This is a genomic window from Mycobacterium sp. NGS68, from assembly GCF_059812195.1.
This window is the reverse complement of the sequence record NZ_JCALCE010000015.1, coordinates 24,437-44,987: the sequence shown is the minus strand read 5'-3', so window position 1 is coordinate 44,987 and position 20,551 is coordinate 24,437. Positions and strand designations below refer to the sequence as shown.

Below are 20,551 nucleotides of genomic sequence, written 5' to 3'. Positions count from 1 at the left end.
CGTTCGGTGGGCAGTACCTAGGCGATTCTGCCGCCCCGACGGTGTGACGGGACCCTCATCACCGCGGCCAATAGCGACAAAAACGATGATGGCGAGCCACGTATGTGGCTACCATCTGTCGCCATAAGGGGGGCCGACCGGCAAAGGAGATGACGGTGATGCGCAGGTGGACACTGGGCCTGGCGCTGGCCCTGCTCATGTTGTTCGGGGCGCCAGGCACGGCGGATGCAAAGCAGTGGCAGGTCGGCGACAAGGTCCAGGCGTACAACGTCGATTGGTACGACGCGACGATTGTGGAGATCGGGTCCGGCACGTATCAGGGCTACTACCTCGTCAAGTGGGACAAGTTCTCGGGCCAGCAGTACATCGCCGCGGTCAACATCCGCGCCCGGCCCGGCGCCCCGTCGGCTTGGTCCACCGAGGACCCGGCCGCTGGTTCGCCACGGCGCGCATCAGCCGAACCGATAACGATTCCCTCTTCCTGCTGGCCCGGTGGATGCCAGAACGGCGTGATGCCCACCTGATGCCCGGCACCGCGCTAACCTGCCAGCAAAGCGATCGCCGGGGGGCCTAGCGAAAGTTGGGGGGATGACGTGAAAAGGACAAGGTGGGCGGGCGCCGTCGCCGCCTGCGCCCTGATCGCCGGGTGCGGCGGTAATCCAAGCCCCAGAGCGACCACATCGGCCCCTACCACCACACCTCCGCCGCCGCCACCACCGGTCGCGGCGCCCGCCCTCGACGGCCTCCTGCTCAGCCCCGAACAGATCAGCGCCGCGATGGATACCACCGGTTTGAAGGTCACCAGGACGTTGTCCGCGCTGATCGACGCCCGGAACGCCGTGGCCGACACGGACTGCCGGGCGATCAGCGACACCGCGGAACAGACGGCCTATTTCGGCAGTGGGTGGACTGCTGTGCACGGACAGATGCTGGAAGATGCCGGCCAGATCGCGACCGACAATTTCATGGTGCGTCAAGTTCTCGTGTTGTTCCCCTCCGCGGATCAGGCGGCCGGATTCTTCACCGCCTCCGCCAAACGCTGGCCCGCCTGCTCGAATCGACGCTTCACCAGCAACCTGGGCGGAATCTTCGGGCAGGTCGACGTGGGCCCGGTTGCAAACACTGGCGGAACACTCAGCGCAACCAAGACTCAACTGAATGCGAACGGATGGTCGTGTCAGCGGGCGCTGGCCGTGGCCAACAACGTGGCCATCGACGTATCGGCGTGCAGCTACAGGCCGGCCGACTCGGGGGTCAAGATCACCCAGCAGATCGCACGCAGCATCACTGGCGGATCCGGCAGGTAGTCTCCGATGGCCTGTCGCAGAGCGGTTTCCAGCTTCGAACTCAGGTCGGCTACAGCGAACTGACCACGCTCTGGATGACCGCCCCGGGGAACCCGATCGTCGTCGAGGCGACGTCGTTGATGCCGTCGTGCAGCGCGTTCACGATCGTCGCCGGATCTCCGGTGAACAGCGACTGCCCGATGTCCCAGGTCGCATACTGCGGCGCGGTGATCAGGTTGCGCAGGTCGACGAACAACTTGGTGCCCAGTGACGCCTGCGGGACCGGCACCCCGTCCCAGCTGACCAGCGTCCAGCCGTCGTGCGGGTTGCCCGTCACCTCGATGACGCCGGTGTTGGGCAGCGAATGCGTGAGCATGAGAAGAGGATTCGGGTTGTTGACGTTCATCAGCGTCCCGGTCTCGATGCTAAGCGCGCTGGAGTAGGCGACGACCCTGCCGCCCACGACCGGGCTCGTGACGGCCGCGGAATACATCGTGTTCATCGCGTCGGTGAAGCCGTGGTTGAAAACCACCCCGTTGACAGTGGTCGAGCCCGGGACCAGCATCGGCAGAATCGGGAATCCGGCTGTCCACGCCAGCGGACCCACCAGATAGAGCAGACCCAGCGGAATCTGCGGTTGACCTTCGAGGATGCCGGCATTGATCTCGTTGAGACCGGGCAATTGCTGTGCGCTGTTCGGAATGATGCCCAGGGCGTTGAGCAGCGGCAATGCGGTGTCCTGCGTCCTGAACACCTGCGAATCGAAGACGGCAGAGATGAGACCCCGCGACTGGAGTACGCCGGAGATGGCGTTTGCCTGGGCCCAGCCCGTCGCGTTGAGGTGCGGCCCGGGCACCGCGGTGTCGATCAGGTTCGCCACGTTGCTGTCCGTCTCGCCGTGCCGCACGAAGTCGATAGTTATCGTCTGTCCGCCGGGGAGGCTCGGCGTGCTTCCGGTGCCGACGAACCACCCGCCGCGGCCCAGCGCCCCGTCCACACCGCCAGTGCCCGCGGTACCGCCGGGGCCGCCGTTGCCGAACAGCAGGGCCTGCCCGCCGGCGCCGCCGTTGGCGCCGAAGGACCCGCCGCCACCGAGGCCGCCGTTGCCCATCAGCCCGCCACCGGTGCCGCCGCGGCCGCCCGCCCCGCCGAGGTCGCCGTTGCCACCGGTGCCGCCGGTGCCGATGAACCCGGCGTTGCCGCCGTTGCCGCCGTTGACCGGTCCGACGCCGCTGGTCGCGGTATAGCCCGTGCCGCCGTCGCCGAACAGCAGACCGCCCGGCTTGCCGTTGGGGCTTCCCGCCGTTCCGGGGGCGCCGTTGCCGATCAGGTCGCGACCCAACAGCAGGTTGGTGGGCGCGTTGAGGATCGGGTCGAGCGCCTGGCCGGCCGGGCTGGCGATCCAGGCCTGGCCGAGCGTGTGTACCGGTCCGTAGACCGCCGTCTGGAACCCGCCGGCGACCGCTTCTCGCACCGCGTCCTGCAGCGACGCGGCGATGGCCGCCTCAGCGCCCGCATACGATGTCGCAGCCGCGCTCAGGTTGTGGATGAACTGCTCGTAGGACGCCGCCGCCTGCGCCGCAACCGCCTGGTACTCGTCCGCATGCGTGCCGAACAGCGCCGCGATGGCAGTCGACACTTCGTCGGCGGCCGCGGCCGCGAGTTGCGTCGTCGGGATGGCTGCCGCCAGATTGCCGGCCCGCACCGCCGAACCGATCTGCGCAACGTCCGCCGCGGCCGCGTCCAGCAATTCCGGCGCTACGAGCACTGATGACATCGTCGTCTCCTGTTGCTATCGCCTACCAGACATCATGGAACGCGATGCCGGAAATGTTGGCCATATCGTTAAAACGGGGCGCCCCGCTAACGTCGCACAGGTGAACACCGCGCCCTACGGATCCTGGCCCACACCGTTCACGTCCGCGTCGGTGGTGGCCGACGCGGTGCGGCTCGGCGAACTTGCCATCGACGGCGCCGACGTTCTGTGGTCGGAGGGCCGGCCCGCCGAGGGCGGCCGCACCCAACTCGTGCGCCGCGGCCCCGACGGCACCGGCACCGACCTGCTGCCCGACGGCTACAACGCGCGCACGGCCGTGCACGAGTACGGCGGCGGCGCGTGGTGGGCCCGCGACGGCGTCGTCTGGTTCGCCAACTGGGCCGACCAGCGGCTCTACCGGCTCGCGCACGGCGCCGCACCAACGGCGCTCACCCCGGAGCCCGCCGCGCCGCGGGCCGACCGCTTCGCCGACGGCGACCTCGCACCCGGCGGCGGCACTATCGTCTGCGTGCGCGAACGTCACCGCGGGCCGACGGCCACCGAGGTCGACAACGAGATAGTGCGCCTCGACGCCCACGCCCCCTCCGAGCCGGAGGTGCTGGTCACCGGGTCCGACTTCGTCGCGGCCCCGCGCGTGTCGCCGGACGGAACCAGATTGGCGTGGCTGCGGTGGAACCACCCGTCGATGCCCTGGGACGCCACCGAGCTCGTCGTCCGCGATCTCGGCAGTGGCGCGGAAACGGTGATCGCGGGCGGGCCGGAGGAGTCGGTGCTGGAGTCCCGCTGGGACGCCGACGGCGCGCTGTGGTTCCTGTCCGACCGCACCGACTGGTGGAACCTGTACCGCTACGCGCCGGGTGGCGACATCACGCCCGTCGTCCGCATCGACTCCGAAATCGGTTTCCCACCTTGGGGACTCGGCTCGGCGCGGTACGCGATGCTCACCGACGGGTCGGTGGTGTTCGCGCGGGCACGCCGCGGGTACGACGGGCTCGCCCGCCGCGGTCCCGACGGCACCGTCACAGATCTGGATACGCCGTTCTCGCTGGTGACTTCGGTGCGAGACGGCGGCGACGGCTCGGTGCTGGTGGTCGCCGGATCGCCGACGCGGGAACCGGGCGTGCACCGCATCGCCGCGGACGGCCGGGTGGTCGAGACGCTGCGGCCACCGCGCGACCTCGGCGTCGATCCCCGGTTCATCTCCGTACCAGAGCACGTCACCTTCCCCACCGAAGGCGATCGCACCGCGCACGCGCTGTTCTACCCGCCCGCGCATCCGGACCTCGACGGGCCCGACGGTGAGCTGCCGCCGCTGATCGTGGCGATCCACGGTGGTCCGACGGCCGCGGCGGCGCCGGTGTTCTCGACGGCCGTGCAGTACTGGACCAGCCGCGGGTTCGGCTACGTCGATGTCAACTACCGCGGGTCGACGGGCTACGGGCGCGCCTTCCGTGGCGAGCTCGCCGGACAGTGGGGAATCGCGGACGTCGCCGATTGCCTCGCCGCCGCCCGCCACCTTGCCTACACGGGCCGCGTCGACGACCGGCGGCTCACCATCCGCGGCGGTTCGGCGGGCGGCTTCACCACGCTGGCCGCGCTGGCGCGCGACGACACCCCGTTCGCGGCGGGCGCCGACCACTTCGGCGTCGCGGATCTGGAAGCGCTGGCGCGCGACACGCACAAGTTCGAAAGCCGCTACCTCGACGGGCTCGTCGGCCCCTACCCCGCCGAGCGTGAGCGCTATGTCGAACGCTCGCCGATTCACCATGTCGACCAGCTCAACCGCCCGCTGATCGTGCTGCAGGGCAGCGAGGACGCCGTCGTGCCGCCGGCGCAGAGCGAGACGATCGTCGCCGCGCTGCGCGACCGCAGGGTCCCGGTGGCCTACCTGCTGTTCGACGGCGAGCAGCACGGCTTTAGGCGCGCGGAGAACATCCGCAGGGCACTCGACGCCGAATTATCCTTCTATGCACAAGTTTTGGGTTTCACCCTGCCGGCCGACGAGGGTATCGAGCCGGTGGCAATCGAAAACCTCTAACTGGCCCGCCTAGGGAGCGGGGGCACCGCTCGGCGGTGGCGGCTGAGGCGACGGCGGCTGATGCGAACAATCGGGCACGAAAATCCAGATACGTCCCGTCTGCTGCCAGGTAACCCCGCAGCCCAGCGGCACCCCGTCGGACGTCCCACCCGTCGTGATGACGGCGGCCACTGCCGCGGCGGCCAGCACCAGGCGAGAGACCGGGTGTGCCATGAGGTGTCCGTTCTGCCGGGAAGCTCAATCTCTGAGTCTGGGAGAGTTGGCGTACGCACGCAACTTGAAGCGCGCCACGACTACCCCGTGGACACCGGCAACCTGGCCCAGCCACGCACGCTCGAGGTGTGCGCCCGCTCCGCGTTGGCGTAGTCGACTTCCCAGTCCCGCCAGCGCTTGAGCACCTCTTCGAAGGCCACCCGCGCCTCCATCCGTGCCAGCGCCGAGCCGAGGCAGAAGTGCAGGCCCACCCCGAAGCTGAGGTGGCCGCCCTGGCGGCGGATGTCGTAGCGGTCCGGGTCGGGGAATCGACGTTCGTCACGGTTCGCGGAACCGTTGAGCAGCAACATGAACGAGCCTTCCGGCACAACGCGACCGTAGTGCTCGTCGTCGCGGGCGACGTAGCGGGCCTGCACGGGAGACGGGGGTTCGTAGCGTAGCGTCTCCTCGACCGCGCCGGGGATCAGCGACGGGTCCGCGGCGAGTTCACGTCGTTGGTCGGGGTGATCCGACAGCAGTTGTCCCATGAAGCCGATCAGCCGGGCGGTCGTCTCGTTCCCGGCTCCCGCAATCATCGTGGTGTAGGCCAGCACCTCGGTGCGGGACAACGCCCGTCGCGTGCCGTCGGCTTCCTCGATCTCGGCCCGCAGCAGTTCGGTCATCAGGTCGTCGGACGGGTGGTCGGCGCGCCAGTCGATGAAGTCGGCGAACATGAGCATCATGTCCTGGAACGGATCCGGGTTGGCCGCACCGGACTGGCGCCGCTTGTTCATCTCGATGATGGACCCGTTGCGGTCGCGGATGCTCGCCTGATCCTGTTCGGGAATGCCCAGCAGATAACCGATGGTGCGCATCGGCATCATCGCCCCCAGGTCCGCGATGAAGTCGAAGCCGCCGGCGCCGATCAACGGATCCAGTTCGCGCACACAGAATCCGCGCACCAGCGACTCCACGGCCAGCATGCGCCGCGGGGTGAAGACGCGGGACAGCAGGCGGCGATGCAGATCATGCAGCGGCGGGTCCTCGAACAGCAGAATGCCCGGCGGCACTTCGATTTTGCTGAACAGGATGTCGGCCGTGGTCCCGCGACCGGATCGGTAGGTCTCCCAGTTCGGCAGCTCGCGCGCCACGTCCTCGTATCGGCTCAGCGCGTAGAAGTTGTACTTCTCGTTGTAGTACAGCGGCGCTTCTTCGCGCATCCGCTTCCACACCGGGTAGGGATTGTCGTCGATCTCGAAATCGAATGGGTCGTAATACAATTCGACGGCGCTGAGCTCTGTCATATGGAGTCCCTCTCGTTGCGGTGCAGAAAGCCGTGCAGGGTTGCCTGGACGAGTTCGTCGACGATCACGTCCCTCGAAGGCTGCGTCGGCCCGAAGAAGGTCGAGCGCAGGGCGGCCATGCCGGCGATCATCGCGACCGTGGAATGCGCCGGCAGATCCGGCTGGCCCGAATGCATTCCACGCATCTGCATGCCCTCGGCGCTGATCCGGCCCAGCACGGCGAGCGCGCGCCTGACCTCGGCGATGCCGGCATCGGCCAGCTCCTCCTCGCTCAGCGCCTCGGATGCCAGCAGCGTGAGCAGCAGACCCTGGTGTTCCACGAACACGTCGTAGAGCTGTCCGACGAAGTGCCGGGCCAGTTCCTCCTCGGTGATCTCCTCCGGAACCACCGACTGCCACGTCCTGCCGAATTCGTCGACGAAGCCGGTGAACGGCAGGACGAGGGCCTCGCGGAACAGCGCCGCCTTGGAACCGAAGTTGCGGAAGAGCAGGTGTTCGGTGACGCCGGCGGACTGCGCGATCTCCCGCGTCGTGGTGCTGCGATAGTCCTGGCGGGCGAACAGGCGTCGGGCGGCATCGAGCAGAAGCCGACGCGGCTCGCCACGTGGCCGTCGCGTCTGGGTCACCAAGTCCACTCCTTTTAGGATAGTATGCACTATCTTAACCTGAGGGAGTTGCGACGTGGGTGCTGCAATCATGTTGGGGACGCTGTTCGGACTGATCGTCCTGGTATTCGCCCTGGTCCTGCGCTTCGATCCCGAGGCCCGCCGATGACGCCGCTACTCAAGGCGTCCATGGGGTTCGCCTACGTCACGGGCATCGCGTTCGCCTTGATCGGTATCTACCTGAGCTACCGGCGGCGCCGCCTGCACCCGCTGCTACTGCTGTGCATCTCGGCGATCTCGTTCTCGTGGATCGAGGCGCCCTACGACTGGGCGATGTACGCGCAGTTCCCGCCGGCGCTGCCCCGCATGCCGTCGTGGTGGCCGCTGAACATGACGTGGGGTGGGCTGCCGTCGTCGGTACCCATCGGCTACATCGCGTACTTCGTGCTGCCCGCCGTGATCGGCGCCGCGCTGGGACGATGGCTGGTCGCGAGGTTCGGCTGGCGTCGGCCGATCACGCTGCTGATCGTCGGGCTCGTCGTCGGCTTCTGCTGGGCGCTGCTCTTCAACGCGGTCCTGGGCGCCCGGCTCGGCGTTTTCCACTACGGCTACGTGATCCCCGGGCTGGCGATATTCGAGGGCACACCGCATCAGTACCCGCTGTATGACGCCCTGGCGATGGGCGTGCAGATGATGGTCTTCACCTACCTGCTCGGACGCACGGATGCGCAGGGCCGCAACGTGATCGAGATGTGGGCCGACAAGCGATCGAGCAGCCGTCTGCAGTCGTCGCTGCTGTCCGTCGTCGCCATCGTGGTGATCGGAAACTTGCTCTACGGCGCAGTTTTCGCGCCGCACCTGGTCACGAAGCTGGGGGGTTGGGTGACCTCTGGGCCCACGACACAGCACTTTCCTGGCGTGCCGAACCAGCCCCGGTAGGCCTACCCAAACCCCTCAGCGTCGATCCTCAGTAGAGCGGGACCCACACCCCGAAGAACCAGTAACCCCAGCCGCCGTACATCCAGTTGAAGACCGGAACCACGGTGAACGTGTTGTAGGTGAAGGGGACGAAGTTCGTCTGCGCGACGAGCACCGGGCGCTCCGGACCCTGCCACGGGCGGTTCCAACCACCGGGAGGCGGCTGCGGCGCGTTCCATCCACCCCGCGGCGGGGGACCTATCCAGCCTGGCGGCGGGTGACCGGGCGGAGGACCGTCGTTCCAGCCCCAGCCACGTGGCGGCGGCGGAGGCGGCGCTCCCCTGCCCTCGACGCTGAAGGTGACATTCCCGCCCGGGCCGCCCACGGTCGCGCTGGCGGTGACGGTTCCGCGCGGGCCCAACCAGGGCGGGTGCGGAGGCTGGACGCTCGGCGGGTTGAGCACCACGGTCGCCTGAACGCCCGGCGACGGACGGCTCGACGGCGAGCCCGCCGGCGTGCTGGTCGCGCTGGACGGCGCACCGCTGCTGGCCGCGGGCGTGGTCGACGGCGGCGACGATGCCGGGCTCGATTTCGCGGCCGGGCTGCTCGTCGGCGTCGGCGACGCCGACTGGGAAGGACTGGAAGCCGGATTCGACGTCGGCGTGGGTGCGGCCGTGGTCGACGGCGGCGCCTTCGACGGCGCCGGGGTCGACGCGGGCGCGCTGGACGGCGCCGGCGCCTGGGTGGTGGGCGGCGCATGCGTCGGTGGCGCATGCGTGGGCGGCGGGCCCTGGCTGGGAGCCGGATGGTTGGGCGCCGACGGCTGTGGAGGCTGCGGCTGCGTCGGGTCGGAATTGGCGAATCCGGCGTTGAACGTCGCGGCGAAGCTGAGGCCCACCGCGACCGCCGCAGCGCCGAGAGCGCGTTTGTTTGACATGGCTATGTCCCCTTTGGTCGGCCCGCCTACGGGCAGGTCACGGTCAGCTCGAATGGTTTGGTCACCGTCTTCGGGTTCGCCGGGTCGCTGAGATCGGCCCCCGTCGCCGTGCCCTTGATCGCGTAGGACTTGTCCTTCTTTGCGGCCCCGGCGTTACCGTTCTGACCTGGCGCGGCATCCGAGAAACCGAGGGTGATGCCACCCACGTTGCCCAGTCCGACGGCGTGCACGATCGGCGGATCGGCATTGCTGACCACCGCCCCGATGCCGTTCGCCGCATCACCGACGCCGATCTTGGTGTTGTCGCCGTCGACGGTGCAGGTGACGTCGCCCTTGATGTCCTGCTTCTGGCCGTCGACGATCAACTGCGGCCCGGCCGGCGCGGCCGCCGCCGGGGAACTCGACGCACCGCTATCCGACTTCTTATCCGAACAGCCGGCGACGCCCGCAACCACAACGGCCGCGGCGGTCACTCCGACGACGATGCCACGCTTCACCACTGCACTCCTCCGTGTCGCTGGTATCGCTACTCTATTTCTTCACTGTGCGCAGGCAATAGCTCTTCGGGTCTACTAACGATCCTCACAGGCCACACCCATAACGACGCATCTGCTTGTACCCGGTCGCCGGGTTTGCTAACCGCACTTCGTCGACGGGTCAGCGCGGGGCGTTGCGTGGCCGCGTCAGCGGCAGGTCGAGGGCACTGAGGGCGCTGAGCAGTCCCGGCGACTGGGGTGTGGGCGCCGGTGGCGCCAAACCGAAAGGCGGATCGCACTCGCTGCGAGCGAGGCATATAGTCAGCGCATTCACTGCTTCTGCGGGAGGCGAACGATGACGTTAGCCACTGATCACCGGGTGCCACTGCGCCGGACCGACCGGTTCTTCATCAACGGCGAATGGGTCAAACCGAGTTCGGATGCCACGATCGACGTCTTCGACTCGGATACCGAGGAGCTGTACTTCCGGGTGCCTGAGGCCCGCCCGGCCGACATGGACGCGGCCGTCGCCGCCGCTCGGCACGCCTTCGACCGTGGGCCCTGGCCGCGCCTGACGCACGCCGAGCGCGCCGAGTACCTGCGCTCGATCGCCGACGGGCTCGACGCCCGCACGGCCGACTACGGCCAGATGTGGCCGCGCGAGTCCGGCACGCTGTTTTCGATGGCGAAGTACTCGGCCATGGGCGACGCCGGGGTCTTCAGGTTCTACGCGGAGCTGGCCGACGACTACGTCTTCGAAGAGCCGTACCAGCCGCCCGCGACGGGATTGGCGCGCGGCGGCTTCGGTCTGCTGGTGCGGGAGGCCGTCGGTGTGGTGGGCGCCATCGTCCCGTGGAACGCGCCGCTGACCCTGATCGTCTCCAAGGCCGCGCCCGCGCTGCTGGCCGGATGCACGCTGATCGTCAAGGTTTCTCCGGAGGCGCCCGGCGCGGGCTACCTTCTCGCGGAGATCGCGGACGAGGTCGGCCTGCCGGCCGGCGTGCTCAACGTCGTCACGGCCGACCGCGAAGTCTCCGAGCAACTGGTTCGCGATCCGCGCGTCGACAAGATCGCATTCACCGGATCCACGGCCGCGGGCAGGCGGATCGGCGCGATCTGCGGGGAGCGCATCGCCCGCTGCACCCTCGAACTCGGCGGCAAGTCGGCGGCGGTGATCCTCGACGACGCCGACCTGGGCGCGGCGGCGGCGACGCTGGCCCGCGCGGAGTGCCTGATGACGGGTCAGGTGTGTGCCTCGCTGACCCGGATCGTGGTGCAGCGCGATCGGCACGACGAATTCACCGAAGCACTGGCCGCCGCATTCTCTGCGATGCAAGTGGGCGATCCATTCGACGCCGCAACTCATTTGGGCCCGCTCGCGATGGAGCGCCAGCGCGACCGCGTCGAGGGATACATCGCCAAAGGCATCGAGGAGGGCGCCACCCTGGTCACCGGCGGCGGCCGGCCGAAGCACCTCAAGCGCGGCTACTACATCGAGCCGACGGTATTCGCCAACGTCGACAACAAGCACGTCATCGCCCAGGAGGAGATCTTCGGCCCGGTGCTGAGCGTGATACCGGCCGACAGCGAGAGCCACGCGGTCGACATCGCCAACGACACGATCTACGGACTCAACGCCGCCGTGTTCACCCCGGACATCGCCCGCGCCCGCGAAGTCGCCGGGCAGCTGCGGTCAGGCACCGTGGGCCACAACAACATGCGCATTGACCTGGGTACCTGCTTCGGCGGATTCAAGCAGTCGGGCATCGGCCGCGAGGGCGGCCGCGAAGGGCTGCTGCCGTATCTGGAGACCAAGACGCTGCTGCTCGACGAGGCGCCGCCGCGCTACCGGTGAGGCTGCGCTGACGGCGTCGATTCTCCCGTCGACCACACCCTGAGCGCAGGCTCAGCGACCATTTCGACGAGATCCGCGACGAGGACGGCTACACCGGGCCCGGCGGAGCCGCCCTAGGCTTCCGCGGTTCCGGTGCCGCTGATCGCCTGCTCCAGCCACTGCACCTCGCTGAAGTTCTCCCGGCCGGACTCGCGCAGAAGCGATTGCAGCGCTTGGCGTTTCACCTGCGACGCGGCGGGGTCGGCGGGCGAGTTCGCCAAGACGATGTCCGTGAGATGCAGTGCTTGCAGCGCGCGGCCCTGCTCGACGTGGGTGCGGGCACGACTAGTGAGCGCGGTTGTGCCGCCGGTCAATTCGACGATGTCCTGCCACACCGCCGACGGCGGGGTGTCATACAGCTCGGTGGTCGACTCGTAGCGAAACCACCCGACGTGTTCCTCCCAGATGGCACGCACGATCCACGGCACCTTGCCGTGCACCTGGGGCAGTGCCAGTTCGGCCGGCAGGGTGACCTGACGCATCAGCGTCCAGAGGTCCGCGCCGGCGTTCATGCCGTCGATGGTCCGGTCACGCAGGTACACGGTCGCGTCGCGCACCTTGGTCATGGTTTGGGCTATTTCGTCGGCGCCGTTGAACACGTCGTGCCCGTTGATCAGCGTTTCCGGGTTGAGCGCAAGCACCCTGTCCACCGAGTGGACGAAGGCCATCGCGCTGCGAATCTTGTCCCCCCGCAAGGTATACAGATTCGGCACGTGCCCGAAGAACGGCCCCATCAGGTTGCCGACGAAGACGGTGCGGCGTTCGGGCATCCAAACGGCCAGCGCATCGGTGGTCTCACCGCCGGGCGTCGAGTACAGCTCAAAACGCCGGCCGCCGAGTTGGAATGCGTGGCTGTCCAGGAACGTGTCGGTGAGCACCGGTTCCGGCGGTAGCGTCATCGCCCTGGCGTCGACGTCCATGAATGCGCCCCACAGCGTCGTGATGCGCCGCGCATAGAACGGATGCAGGCGTCGCCAGTACTCGCGCACGTCGCCGTGGCTGGCCTGGGCGATCGTCTCGACGCCGGAGGCATTGAACAAGCTCCACCCGCCGACGTGGTCGGGGTGCCCCTGGGTGAAGGTGATCAGCCGCAGCGGCCCCCTGCTCACACTGGCAAACCGCGCCCTGATCGCGTCGGCTTCGAAGCCGGTGCCCGTGTTGACCAACACATCGCCGTCGTCGGTGACGATCAGGTAGCTGTTGGCGATGTTGCGCGACATGAAGATCCCGTCGCCCAGGTCGACGGCATCCTGATCGCCTTCACCTTGTCTGACGAGCGCATCGAGGGACTGCGCCATCGCGGGCGACCTCCTGAGAAAGGGCTACCGCAGCAACCTAACATTTGTTCCCCGGAGGTGGGAGGCCTGCGCTCAGGAGCCCGACGGGACCTTCGGGTTCTTGTGCGACTTGATCGGTGCGGCGCTCGGCGCCTGATTCATGAGGTTGCCGCGCAGGCTGCCCCCGGCGGTGCGCGCCGCCACCAGCAGCCAGGTGGCCAGCAGACCGGCGTAGGCGATGCCGGCGGCCACCTTGAACGCCGGCAGGTGGGTGTGCGCGGCCAGTTGTGCGGTTCCGGTGACGAAGGTGCCCACCGGGAACGTCAGGCTCCACCACGTCAGGGCGAACGGCATCCCGCGCCGCAGCGTATGCACGGTGAGTGCGGTGGCCAGCGCGATCCACAAGATTGCGAAGCCGAACACGGGGACTCCATAGAGGATTGCGAATGCCTGCATGTCCTCGGCCACGTCGGCGTGCACGGCCAGCGCGGCGTTGGCCCCGAGCAAACCGGCGGCCGTGATGGATTGGCCGAGCGGGCCCAGCACGATCCACAGCGTCGGCACCCGCGCGGTGCCCGAGGTGCCGTAGTGCGTCAGCCGACTCCAGATCATCGCGATGATGTTCAGCGAGGCGAGCAAGGAAAGTCCGAACAGCGCGTAGCAGCCGTACAGCAGGGTTTCGCGGCCGGCGCCCGGGGCCGCGTGCGGGATCAGCAATGCGCCCGAGGCGGCGGTCACCATGGGCGGGACGACGGGCATCAGCCATCCGCCGAAGGCGGCGTCGGGTTCGACCTCGTACTGGGTGAACATCAGGAAGGGGATGCTGACGGCGGTGAACAGCCCGCCCAGCGTGCCCGCCGTCCACAGCACCCAGTCCAGGTCGACGGCGATGCGGTCACCGATCAGGTCACGACCGACCAGCACAGCTCCGGCACCGACCGTCATCAGCGCCATCGGTGCGGCGCCGTAGAAGTGCGCCATCTGCGGATTGCGGGCGTGAGTGCGCGCCACCCGCGGGTTGCGCAACCAATGCCCACCCACCACGACGATCAGCACCACGAGCAGGACCGCGGCGATCACCCAGACCACTTCCGCGAACCCGCGCAAGCCGTACACGCGGAACGGCAGGCTGGCGCCGGCGGTGGCGACGATCCCGGTACCCATCACCGAGGCGAACCAGTTAGGCCCGATGTTGCCCAGCACCTCGACGCGCGTCTGGGACGGAAGGTCGTCCGGGTTTGCGGTGGCCATAGCTGACAGACACTACTGCTCCCGACTGCTCCCGCGTCGTCAGATATTCACCCTGGCGAACGCGGCGGGTCGGATACGCTGCCACCGGCCATCCATCCGCCGCGAGACGAGGTGCGCCCTTGACCAAGGTCCGACTTTGGATCGTGATCGTCGTCGTGATCGCGATCGGCATCCTGGCACTGCCCGTCAAACAGCGGTGCGGTGCTCCGGGCCACGCCTGCGCCACCGGGGTGGATCCGCAGGGCTATGTCCACTTCTATTACGAGGTCGAACCGCTCGGTGTCTTCCTTCTCGAAGGCGTCACCGGCACGAACATCCGCTGGTACTACAAGTCGGGCATGGAACGCGAGAGGGCCTAGCTCGGAAGAGGTTTGGGTGCGCCAACCGACCGGCGCGACGGCGATCACCGACCGGTCATGCGCCCTCGAGCTGCTTCCGGCGACTCGGGTGGCGATCGAGCCAGCGGTACGTGACCAGCTTCACCCGATCCTCGACGAGGAACCAGAACAGCGCATAGCCCCACACCACCGCAGCCCACTGCCAACTAAGTGGCGTCATCAGCAAGCCACAGACGGCGATCATCGTCGCGACGGCCTGCGTACCGACGACCGCCACCAGCAAGATCCCGGACGGCCTCGGCGAGGACCAGAACGGCCCCCGGGCGCGGGTGACGAACACTGTCAGGTGTCCGGAAACAGAGAGCTTGAGGTAGATCAGCGTGCGGATCACGTCGTGGTCCAAGCCGAAAGATTTGTCGGCGACCATGAACAATAGGAAGGTCTCCGCGACACCCATCACGCCGAGCACGGTCGCCAGGGTGAGCACGCTGCGCATGTCCCAGGCCGCCGGCTTGGACGAGCCGCGGACATGGTCATAGGCGATCGCCAGGATCGCTCCGTCGTTGAGCAGCGCCAGCAGCACGATCATCGCGGCGGTGACCGGAAAGAAGTTCATGATGACGATCGCCAGCGTGATCAGCAGCAGGACCCTGATGGTTTCGGCGATGCGGTAGGTGGCGTAGTTCGTCATCCGCGCGAAGATTTCGCGGGCCTGGCGTATCGCGGCGACAATCACCGACAGGCCAGGAGCGAGCAGGACAACGTCTGCCGCGGCGCGGGCGGCGTCGGTGGCTCCGGCGACGGCGATGCCGGCATCCGCTTGCTTGAGTGCCGGGGCGTCGTTGACGCCGTCGCCGGTCATCCCGACGATGTGTCCGCGGGCCTGCAAGAGGCGGACGATGCGGTACTTGTGTTCGGGAAACACCTGCGCGAAGCCGTCGGTCGCTTCCACCCGTCGGCCCAACTCGGCATCGGCGTCGTCGGCGTCCAGTATCGCGGCGTCGACGATGTCCTCGCCCATGCCGACGCGGTGGGCGATTTCTCGTCCGATGGCGACCTGGTCGCCGGTGATCATCTTGACCTCGACGCCGAGTTCACGGGCGGCCTTGATCGTCGCCGCGGAATCGTCGCGCGGCGGGTCGGCCAAGGCCAGCACCCCGGTCAGCCGCCACTCCCCCTCACCGTCGGTCCGGGCGATGCCGAGGGACCGATAACCGCGTCCGGCGAAGCCGGCGACTACGGCGGCGATCTGGGTGCTGGCGACGTCCCGGCCGCACAGCGCCGCGATGACCTGTGGTGCGCCCTTGCAGACGCGGTAGCGCTGCCCGTCGTCCTGGCGCACGACGGCTTCGGCCCGTTTGCTGACCGGATCGAACGGCGTGAACTCATCGACGGTCACCCGGGGCAGTTCACCCGCGGCGGCCAGCACCGCGTCGTCGATGGGGTCGTGATTCTCCGAACGCGAGGCCAGCGCTGCGGTGGCGAGCAAATCGCGGTCGGCGACACCGGAGGCCGTCCACTGCGCGGCCAGCCCGAGCCGGTTCTGGGTGAGGGTTCCGGTCTTGTCCGAGCACAGCAGATCCATGCCGCCGAGTTCCTCGACGGCGGGCAGATGGCTGACGACCGCCTGCTGCCGCGCCAACTTGCGGGCACCCACGGCCATCGTGACCGACAGCACCGCCGGCAACGCGACCGGCACCGAGGCGATCGTGACCACCAGGGCAAGCTCCAGCGTCTCCAACACGGGGTTGCCGCGCAGCAGGGACACCAGCACGGTCAGCGTCACCAACGCCACCGCAAGCACGATCAGGTAGTTGCCTATTCGCAGGACCGCACGCTGGAAATGGCTCACCGTGCCGGCGGTTCCCACCAGTGCCGCGGTCCGGCCGAAGTAAGACGACGCTCCCGTCGCGTACACGATCGCGTTGGCCTCGCCACGCACCAGCACCGAACCCGAATACAGCACGTCACCCTGGCCGCGGGGCACTGCCAGCGACTCACCGGTCATCGCGGACTGGTCGACCTGCAGCGTCACGTCCTCCAGCACCCGCAGGTCGGCCGGGACCACGTCACCCAGGCGGATCCGCACCACGTCGCCGGGCACCAGTTCGCGCGCGGCCACGGTCACCCAGGAGCCGTCGCGCAGCGCTCGCGCCGAAGACACCAGCCGCTGTTTCAGCGCGGCGATCGCGCTCGCGGCCTGACGCTCCTCGATGAACGCCACCAGGCCGTTCATCAGCAGCAGCACTCCGATGATGATGCTGTCCGTCCAGTGCCGCGCGGCGATGGACAACGCCAGCGCCGCCTCGATCATCCACGGGATCGGCGCCCAGAAATAGCCCAGGAACGTCAACACGGGGTTGCGGTGTTGCTCGGCGATCTCGTTGGCGCCGCAGCGTTGCAGCCGGGCATCCGCCTCGCCGCTCGTCAGGCCCTGAGCAGAGCAGTCCATTTGCGCCAGCAGCTGCTGCATCGGTAGCGAACCCAACGTGTCCTCAGCCGGCACAGCCCACCACCCCCGATTTATGTACCACTAATACTGTTGCACGGACATATACCGTGCCCAGGGTCTAAAGACCGTTACCGGAATTCCTGTGGATAACCCCCCGGCCGTCCACCAAAGGCGGCCAAGGCCGAATTGTGACCAATTCGTGCTCGCCCAGTCCTCGAGCCGCCGGGGCCGCACAGCTCGGCGAAAAGGTGCTGGTAGAGGCGAAAACGAGGCCTTAGGCGCCATCTCGTTTCGCCCGAAGGTCCCACCCGCATTGGCCGGCCGGCGATTTTTTGGGGGGTGGGCGGCGGAGCAAGCTACCGCATACTTGAAGTCATGCAACAAGCGCCATCACCGCAAACCGCAGCTGCGGTCGCGGGTCGTGCGCGCCGCGAGCAGACACAAAAGGTCCCGATCCGGCGCGAAAACGGGGTCTTTTGCGTCTGCTCGCGCGTAATTAACCGAGGTTTATGATGACGCGGCCCGCCCAACGGCACCGTCACCGTGCCGTCCGACAGCCCTCGCGCATCCGGCGCGGGGTGATGCGCGGCGTGATGACGCTGGTGTCGGTCGTGGCCGTGGTGCTCACCGGGGCCGGCTATTGGGTGGCCCACGGCGCGCTGGGCGGCATCACCGTCTCGCAGGCCCTCAGCCCGGATGACCCGCGGTCCAGCGGCAACCAGATGAACATCCTGCTCATCGGGCTGGACTCGCGCAAAGACCAGGACGGCAACGACCTGCCGTCGTCCATCCTGCGCCAGCTGCACGCGGGCGACTCCGACGACGGCGGCTACAACACGAACACGCTGATCCTGGTGCACGTCGGCGCCGACGGCAAAGTCGTCGCCTTCTCGATCCCCCGTGACGACTGGGTGCCGTTCAACGGTGTCCCGGGCTACAACCACATCAAGATCAAGGAGGCCTACGGCCTCACCAAGCAGTATGTCGCGCAGAAGATCGCGAACCAGGGTACGAGCAGCCAGAAGGAACTCGAGACCAAGGGCCGCGAGGCCGGCCGGGCCGCGACCCTGCGCGCGGTGCGGAGCCTGACCGGCGTCCCGATCGACTATTTCGCCGAGGTCAACCTGGCCGGTTTCTACGATCTGGCCCAGACCCTGGGCGGCGTCGAGGTGTGCCTGAACCACGCCGTCAATGATTCGTCGTACTCCGGCGCCAACTTCCCGGCCGGCCGACAGAGGTTGAACGCCTCGCAGGCGCTGGCGTTCGTCCGGCAGCGGCACGGCCTGGACAACGGCGACCTGGACCGCACCCACCGGCAGCAGGCGTTCCTGTCGTCGGTGATGCGCGAACTGCAGGATTCGGGAACGTTCACCAACCTGGACAAGCTCAACAGCCTGATGGCCGTGGCCCGAAAGGATGTCGTGCTGTCGTCCGGATGGGACCAGAGCCTGTTCCGCCGGGTGGGCGATCTGGCCAGCGGCAACGTGGAATTCCGGACGCTGCCCGTCGTGCGCTACGACAACATCGACGGCGCCGACGTCAACATCATCGATCCGGCCGCGATCAAGGCCGAGATCGCCGCCGCAATCGGCGCCGCGCCGCCGACCACCGCCGCCGCCACGACGACCACCAAGCCCGACCCGTCCACCGTCGTCGACGTGATCAACTCCGGCAGCCTCACCGGCCTCGCCAGCGACGTGTCCCGCGCGCTCAAGAAACAGGGCTACACGATGGGCCAGGTACGCGACCGCAGCACGGGTGAGCCGACGGCCACGACGATCACCTACGGCGCCGGCGCGGACACCGACGCGCGCAACGTCGCCACGCTGCTGGGCATCGACGCCCCCAAGCAGCCCGACCCCACCCTGTCGCCCGGACACATCCGGGTGGTCGTGGACACCAACTATTCGTTGCCCGCCCCCGACGAAGCCACCACCACCACGACGACGACATCGTCGACCAAGTCGAGCACCTACGGGTCCTACGGCTACGGCGCCACCACCACTTACCCCACACCCGACCGCGGCAAGCCGATCGCCGCCGGCGGCGTGCCCTGCGTCAACTAACTAGGCGTGGGTTCCGCCGTCGATGCGGATCTCGGTGCCGGTGATGAAGGCGCCGTCGGCGGACACCAGCATCGCGATGACCCCGGCGACGGCCGACGGGGCGGCCATGCCGGCACCGCTGGAGGTCTCCGTGGTGGGCAGGATCGGCATCAGCCGGCCGAACAGCTGCCAGTTGGCGTCCTGCGGAATGTATCCGCCGGTGGCGTCGGTGATGCCGGACTTGATGCTGCCCGGCGCGACACACACCGCGCGCAACCCGTCGCGGGCGTACTCGAGCGCCAGCGAGTGCGTGAAGGCCTGGACCCCGCCCTTGCTCGCGGCGTACGCGGCCATGTACGGGTGCGCGAAGGAGGCCGACGTGGAGCTGAAGTTGACGACCGTGCTGCGCTGATTGCCGAGCAGCGTCGGTAGCGCTTCGCGGACCACCAGAAACGTCCCGGTGAGGTTGACCGCGATGATCCGATTCCACAGCTCGATGCCGGTTTCGTGGGTGTGCGCGGCGCGCAGGATCCCGGCCGCGTTGACCAGCGAATCCAGGCCACCCAGCGTTTCGACGGCCGAGCGCACGCCGTCGACCACCGACTTCTCGTCGGCCACATCCATCGTCACCACGCGCAGCCGCTCACCGGTGGCGGCTTCTTCCGCCTCAGCCCGCGTCTGGTTCAGGCCGTCGGCCGACACATCCGCGGCCACCACCGACGCGCCCTCGCTCAGCAGCCGCAGCGCGGTGGCCTGGCCGATGCCCGATGCGGCGCCGGTCACCAGGATCCGCTGGCCGGCCAGCCGGTTCATGCTTGCGCCACCACGCCGCGCAGCGCGTCGGCGCCGAACGCGGGTTCCAGCATCGCGGAAAAGTCCGGGCCGCGGCGCAGGATGTGGCCGCCGTCGACGTTGATGCACTGGCCGGTGATGAAGCTGGCGGCATCGCTGAGCAGGAACATGGCCAGGTTGGCGACGTCCTCGACCTCGCCCACCCGCGGCAGCGGCGTGCACGCCGCGTAGTCGGCGCTCAGCTCGGGAGACTCGGTCACCGGCGCGAGCAGTTCGGTGCGGGTCAGGCCGGGGCGGATGCTGTTGACCCGCACCCACGACGCCCCGAGTTCGTCGGCGGCCAGCATCATCATGTGGTCGATCGCTGACTTGGTGACGCCGTAGGGTCCGAACCAGCGGTGGGTGTTGCTGGCGGCGATCGACGAGATCCCGACGAACGAGCCGCCACCGCCGCGCACCATCTCGCGTGCGGCGTGCTTGAGCACGTACATGGTGCCGTTGACATTGAGGTCGACCGTGCGCCGCCACGCGTCTGAGTCCATCTGCGTGATCGGCCCGATGGTCAGGGAGCCGCCCGCGCTGTGCACCACACCGTGCAGGCGCCCGTGCCACGCCGTGGCGGCGTCCACCGCACGGCTGACCTCGTCCTCGTTGGTGACGTCGGCGGGCTCGAAGCGGATCGAGCCTGTGGGCGCGAGCGCTTCGATGTCCTTGACCGCGTCGGCCAGCCGGTCCGGGTTGCGGCCGATGATCATGACCGAGGCCCCGGCCGCGGCCAGCCCGGCCGCCACCCCCTTGCCGATTCCGCTGCCGCCGCCGGTGACCAGGTACGTGCGGTCTTCGAATGAAAGCTGCATGGGCGCCCCTCTGGAACTGAAACAGGTTCTAGTCATAGAACCATGCGGCCGGCGGCCTGCCGCAGTGAGTACCGCGAGCAGACACAAACCTGATGGCGATGACCCGCTTCGC

The 20,551-nt window shown here is 68.2% G+C and carries 18 protein-coding genes; 7 read left to right on the top strand and 11 right to left on the bottom strand.

The features are described 5' to 3' along the window. The first annotated feature begins 158 nt into the window (after nucleotides 1–158). Entirely contained in the window at nucleotides 159–524 is a 366-nt protein-coding gene (locus tag AC5Y5V_RS17655) for a tudor domain-containing protein (protein WP_499937830.1), read from the top strand. Between the two features lie 69 nt (nucleotides 525–593). Next, complete coding sequence (locus tag AC5Y5V_RS17650; protein WP_499937827.1) at nucleotides 594–1,307, top strand: sensor domain-containing protein; 714 nt, start codon at nucleotides 594–596, stop codon at nucleotides 1,305–1,307. 49 nt (nucleotides 1,308–1,356) lie between these two features. On the opposite strand, the gene AC5Y5V_RS17645 is transcribed toward AC5Y5V_RS17650, so the two are convergent. Continuing rightward, nucleotides 1,357–3,063 (bottom strand): PE domain-containing protein, encoded by a 1,707-nt coding sequence (locus AC5Y5V_RS17645; RefSeq protein WP_499937825.1) that lies wholly within the window; start codon nucleotides 3,061–3,063, stop codon nucleotides 1,357–1,359. A gap of 100 nt (nucleotides 3,064–3,163) precedes the next feature. On the opposite strand from AC5Y5V_RS17645, the gene AC5Y5V_RS17640 reads away from it, so the two are divergent. Then, nucleotides 3,164–5,101, top strand: a complete 1,938-nt coding sequence (locus AC5Y5V_RS17640; RefSeq protein WP_499937822.1) for a S9 family peptidase — start codon at nucleotides 3,164–3,166, stop codon at nucleotides 5,099–5,101. 9 nt (nucleotides 5,102–5,110) lie between these two features. On the opposite strand, the gene AC5Y5V_RS17635 is transcribed toward AC5Y5V_RS17640, so the two are convergent. The 3 genes from AC5Y5V_RS17635 to AC5Y5V_RS17625 form a co-directional block, all read right to left on the bottom strand. Beyond that, complete coding sequence (locus AC5Y5V_RS17635) at nucleotides 5,111–5,314, bottom strand: hypothetical protein (RefSeq protein WP_499937819.1); 204 nt, start codon at nucleotides 5,312–5,314, stop codon at nucleotides 5,111–5,113. Between the two features lie 80 nt (nucleotides 5,315–5,394). Continuing rightward, on the bottom strand, nucleotides 5,395–6,597 hold the full coding sequence (locus AC5Y5V_RS17630) for a cytochrome P450 (RefSeq protein WP_499937817.1): 1,203 nt from the start codon (nucleotides 6,595–6,597) through the stop codon (nucleotides 5,395–5,397). After that, nucleotides 6,594–7,232, bottom strand: coding sequence for a TetR/AcrR family transcriptional regulator (locus AC5Y5V_RS17625; RefSeq protein WP_499937815.1), 639 nt, complete (start codon nucleotides 7,230–7,232; stop codon nucleotides 6,594–6,596). The genes AC5Y5V_RS17630 and AC5Y5V_RS17625 overlap by 4 nt, the downstream gene beginning before the upstream one ends. Before the next feature lie 135 nt (nucleotides 7,233–7,367). Here AC5Y5V_RS17625 and AC5Y5V_RS17620 point away from each other — a divergent pair, with 135 nt between their 5' ends. Continuing rightward, a complete protein-coding gene (locus AC5Y5V_RS17620; RefSeq protein WP_499937812.1) occupies nucleotides 7,368–8,141 on the top strand; it encodes a spirocyclase AveC family protein in 774 nt (257 codons plus the stop codon). Nucleotides 8,142–8,169: 28 nt separating this feature from the next. Here the strand turns inward: AC5Y5V_RS17620 and AC5Y5V_RS17615 are convergent, their stop codons facing one another. Together AC5Y5V_RS17615 and AC5Y5V_RS17610 are read right to left on the bottom strand one after the other, a co-directional pair. Next, nucleotides 8,170–9,057 (bottom strand): MAP_0585 family protein, encoded by an 888-nt coding sequence (locus AC5Y5V_RS17615; protein ID WP_499937808.1) that lies wholly within the window; start codon nucleotides 9,055–9,057, stop codon nucleotides 8,170–8,172. Nucleotides 9,058–9,083: 26 nt separating this feature from the next. Next, a complete protein-coding gene (locus AC5Y5V_RS17610; protein WP_499937805.1) occupies nucleotides 9,084–9,554 on the bottom strand; it encodes a lipoprotein LpqH in 471 nt (156 codons plus the stop codon). A 334-nt stretch (nucleotides 9,555–9,888) separates the two neighbouring features. On the opposite strand from AC5Y5V_RS17610, the gene AC5Y5V_RS17605 reads away from it, so the two are divergent. Beyond that, a complete protein-coding gene (locus tag AC5Y5V_RS17605; RefSeq protein WP_499937802.1) occupies nucleotides 9,889–11,388 on the top strand; it encodes an aldehyde dehydrogenase in 1,500 nt (499 codons plus the stop codon). A 113-nt stretch (nucleotides 11,389–11,501) separates the two neighbouring features. Here the strand turns inward: AC5Y5V_RS17605 and AC5Y5V_RS17600 are convergent, their stop codons facing one another. Both AC5Y5V_RS17600 and AC5Y5V_RS17595 read right to left on the bottom strand, forming a co-directional pair. Next, nucleotides 11,502–12,725, bottom strand: a complete 1,224-nt coding sequence (locus AC5Y5V_RS17600) for an alkyl sulfatase dimerization domain-containing protein (RefSeq protein ID WP_499937800.1) — start codon at nucleotides 12,723–12,725, stop codon at nucleotides 11,502–11,504. A gap of 72 nt (nucleotides 12,726–12,797) precedes the next feature. Continuing rightward, nucleotides 12,798–13,955, bottom strand: a complete 1,158-nt coding sequence (locus tag AC5Y5V_RS17595) for a TDT family transporter (protein WP_499937797.1) — start codon at nucleotides 13,953–13,955, stop codon at nucleotides 12,798–12,800. 119 nt (nucleotides 13,956–14,074) lie between these two features. On the opposite strand from AC5Y5V_RS17595, the gene AC5Y5V_RS17590 reads away from it, so the two are divergent. Further along, nucleotides 14,075–14,314 (top strand): hypothetical protein, encoded by a 240-nt coding sequence (locus AC5Y5V_RS17590; RefSeq protein WP_499937793.1) that lies wholly within the window; start codon nucleotides 14,075–14,077, stop codon nucleotides 14,312–14,314. A gap of 55 nt (nucleotides 14,315–14,369) precedes the next feature. Here the strand turns inward: AC5Y5V_RS17590 and AC5Y5V_RS17585 are convergent, their stop codons facing one another. After that, on the bottom strand, nucleotides 14,370–16,766 hold the full coding sequence (locus AC5Y5V_RS17585) for a plasma-membrane proton-efflux P-type ATPase (protein WP_499938069.1): 2,397 nt from the start codon (nucleotides 16,764–16,766) through the stop codon (nucleotides 14,370–14,372). 488 nt (nucleotides 16,767–17,254) lie between these two features. Between AC5Y5V_RS17585 and AC5Y5V_RS17580 the strand changes: the two genes are divergently transcribed. Beyond that, nucleotides 17,255–18,811, top strand: coding sequence for an LCP family protein (locus AC5Y5V_RS17580; protein ID WP_499937789.1), 1,557 nt, complete (start codon nucleotides 17,255–17,257; stop codon nucleotides 18,809–18,811). Here the strand turns inward: AC5Y5V_RS17580 and AC5Y5V_RS17575 are convergent, their stop codons facing one another. Together AC5Y5V_RS17575 and AC5Y5V_RS17570 are read right to left on the bottom strand one after the other, a co-directional pair. Then, on the bottom strand, nucleotides 18,812–19,603 hold the full coding sequence (locus AC5Y5V_RS17575; protein ID WP_499937787.1) for an SDR family NAD(P)-dependent oxidoreductase: 792 nt from the start codon (nucleotides 19,601–19,603) through the stop codon (nucleotides 18,812–18,814). Further along, on the bottom strand, nucleotides 19,600–20,439 hold the full coding sequence (locus tag AC5Y5V_RS17570) for an SDR family oxidoreductase (RefSeq protein WP_499937785.1): 840 nt from the start codon (nucleotides 20,437–20,439) through the stop codon (nucleotides 19,600–19,602). Before AC5Y5V_RS17570 ends, AC5Y5V_RS17575 begins: the two co-directional genes overlap by 4 nt. Nucleotides 20,440–20,551 lie beyond the last annotated feature (112 nt).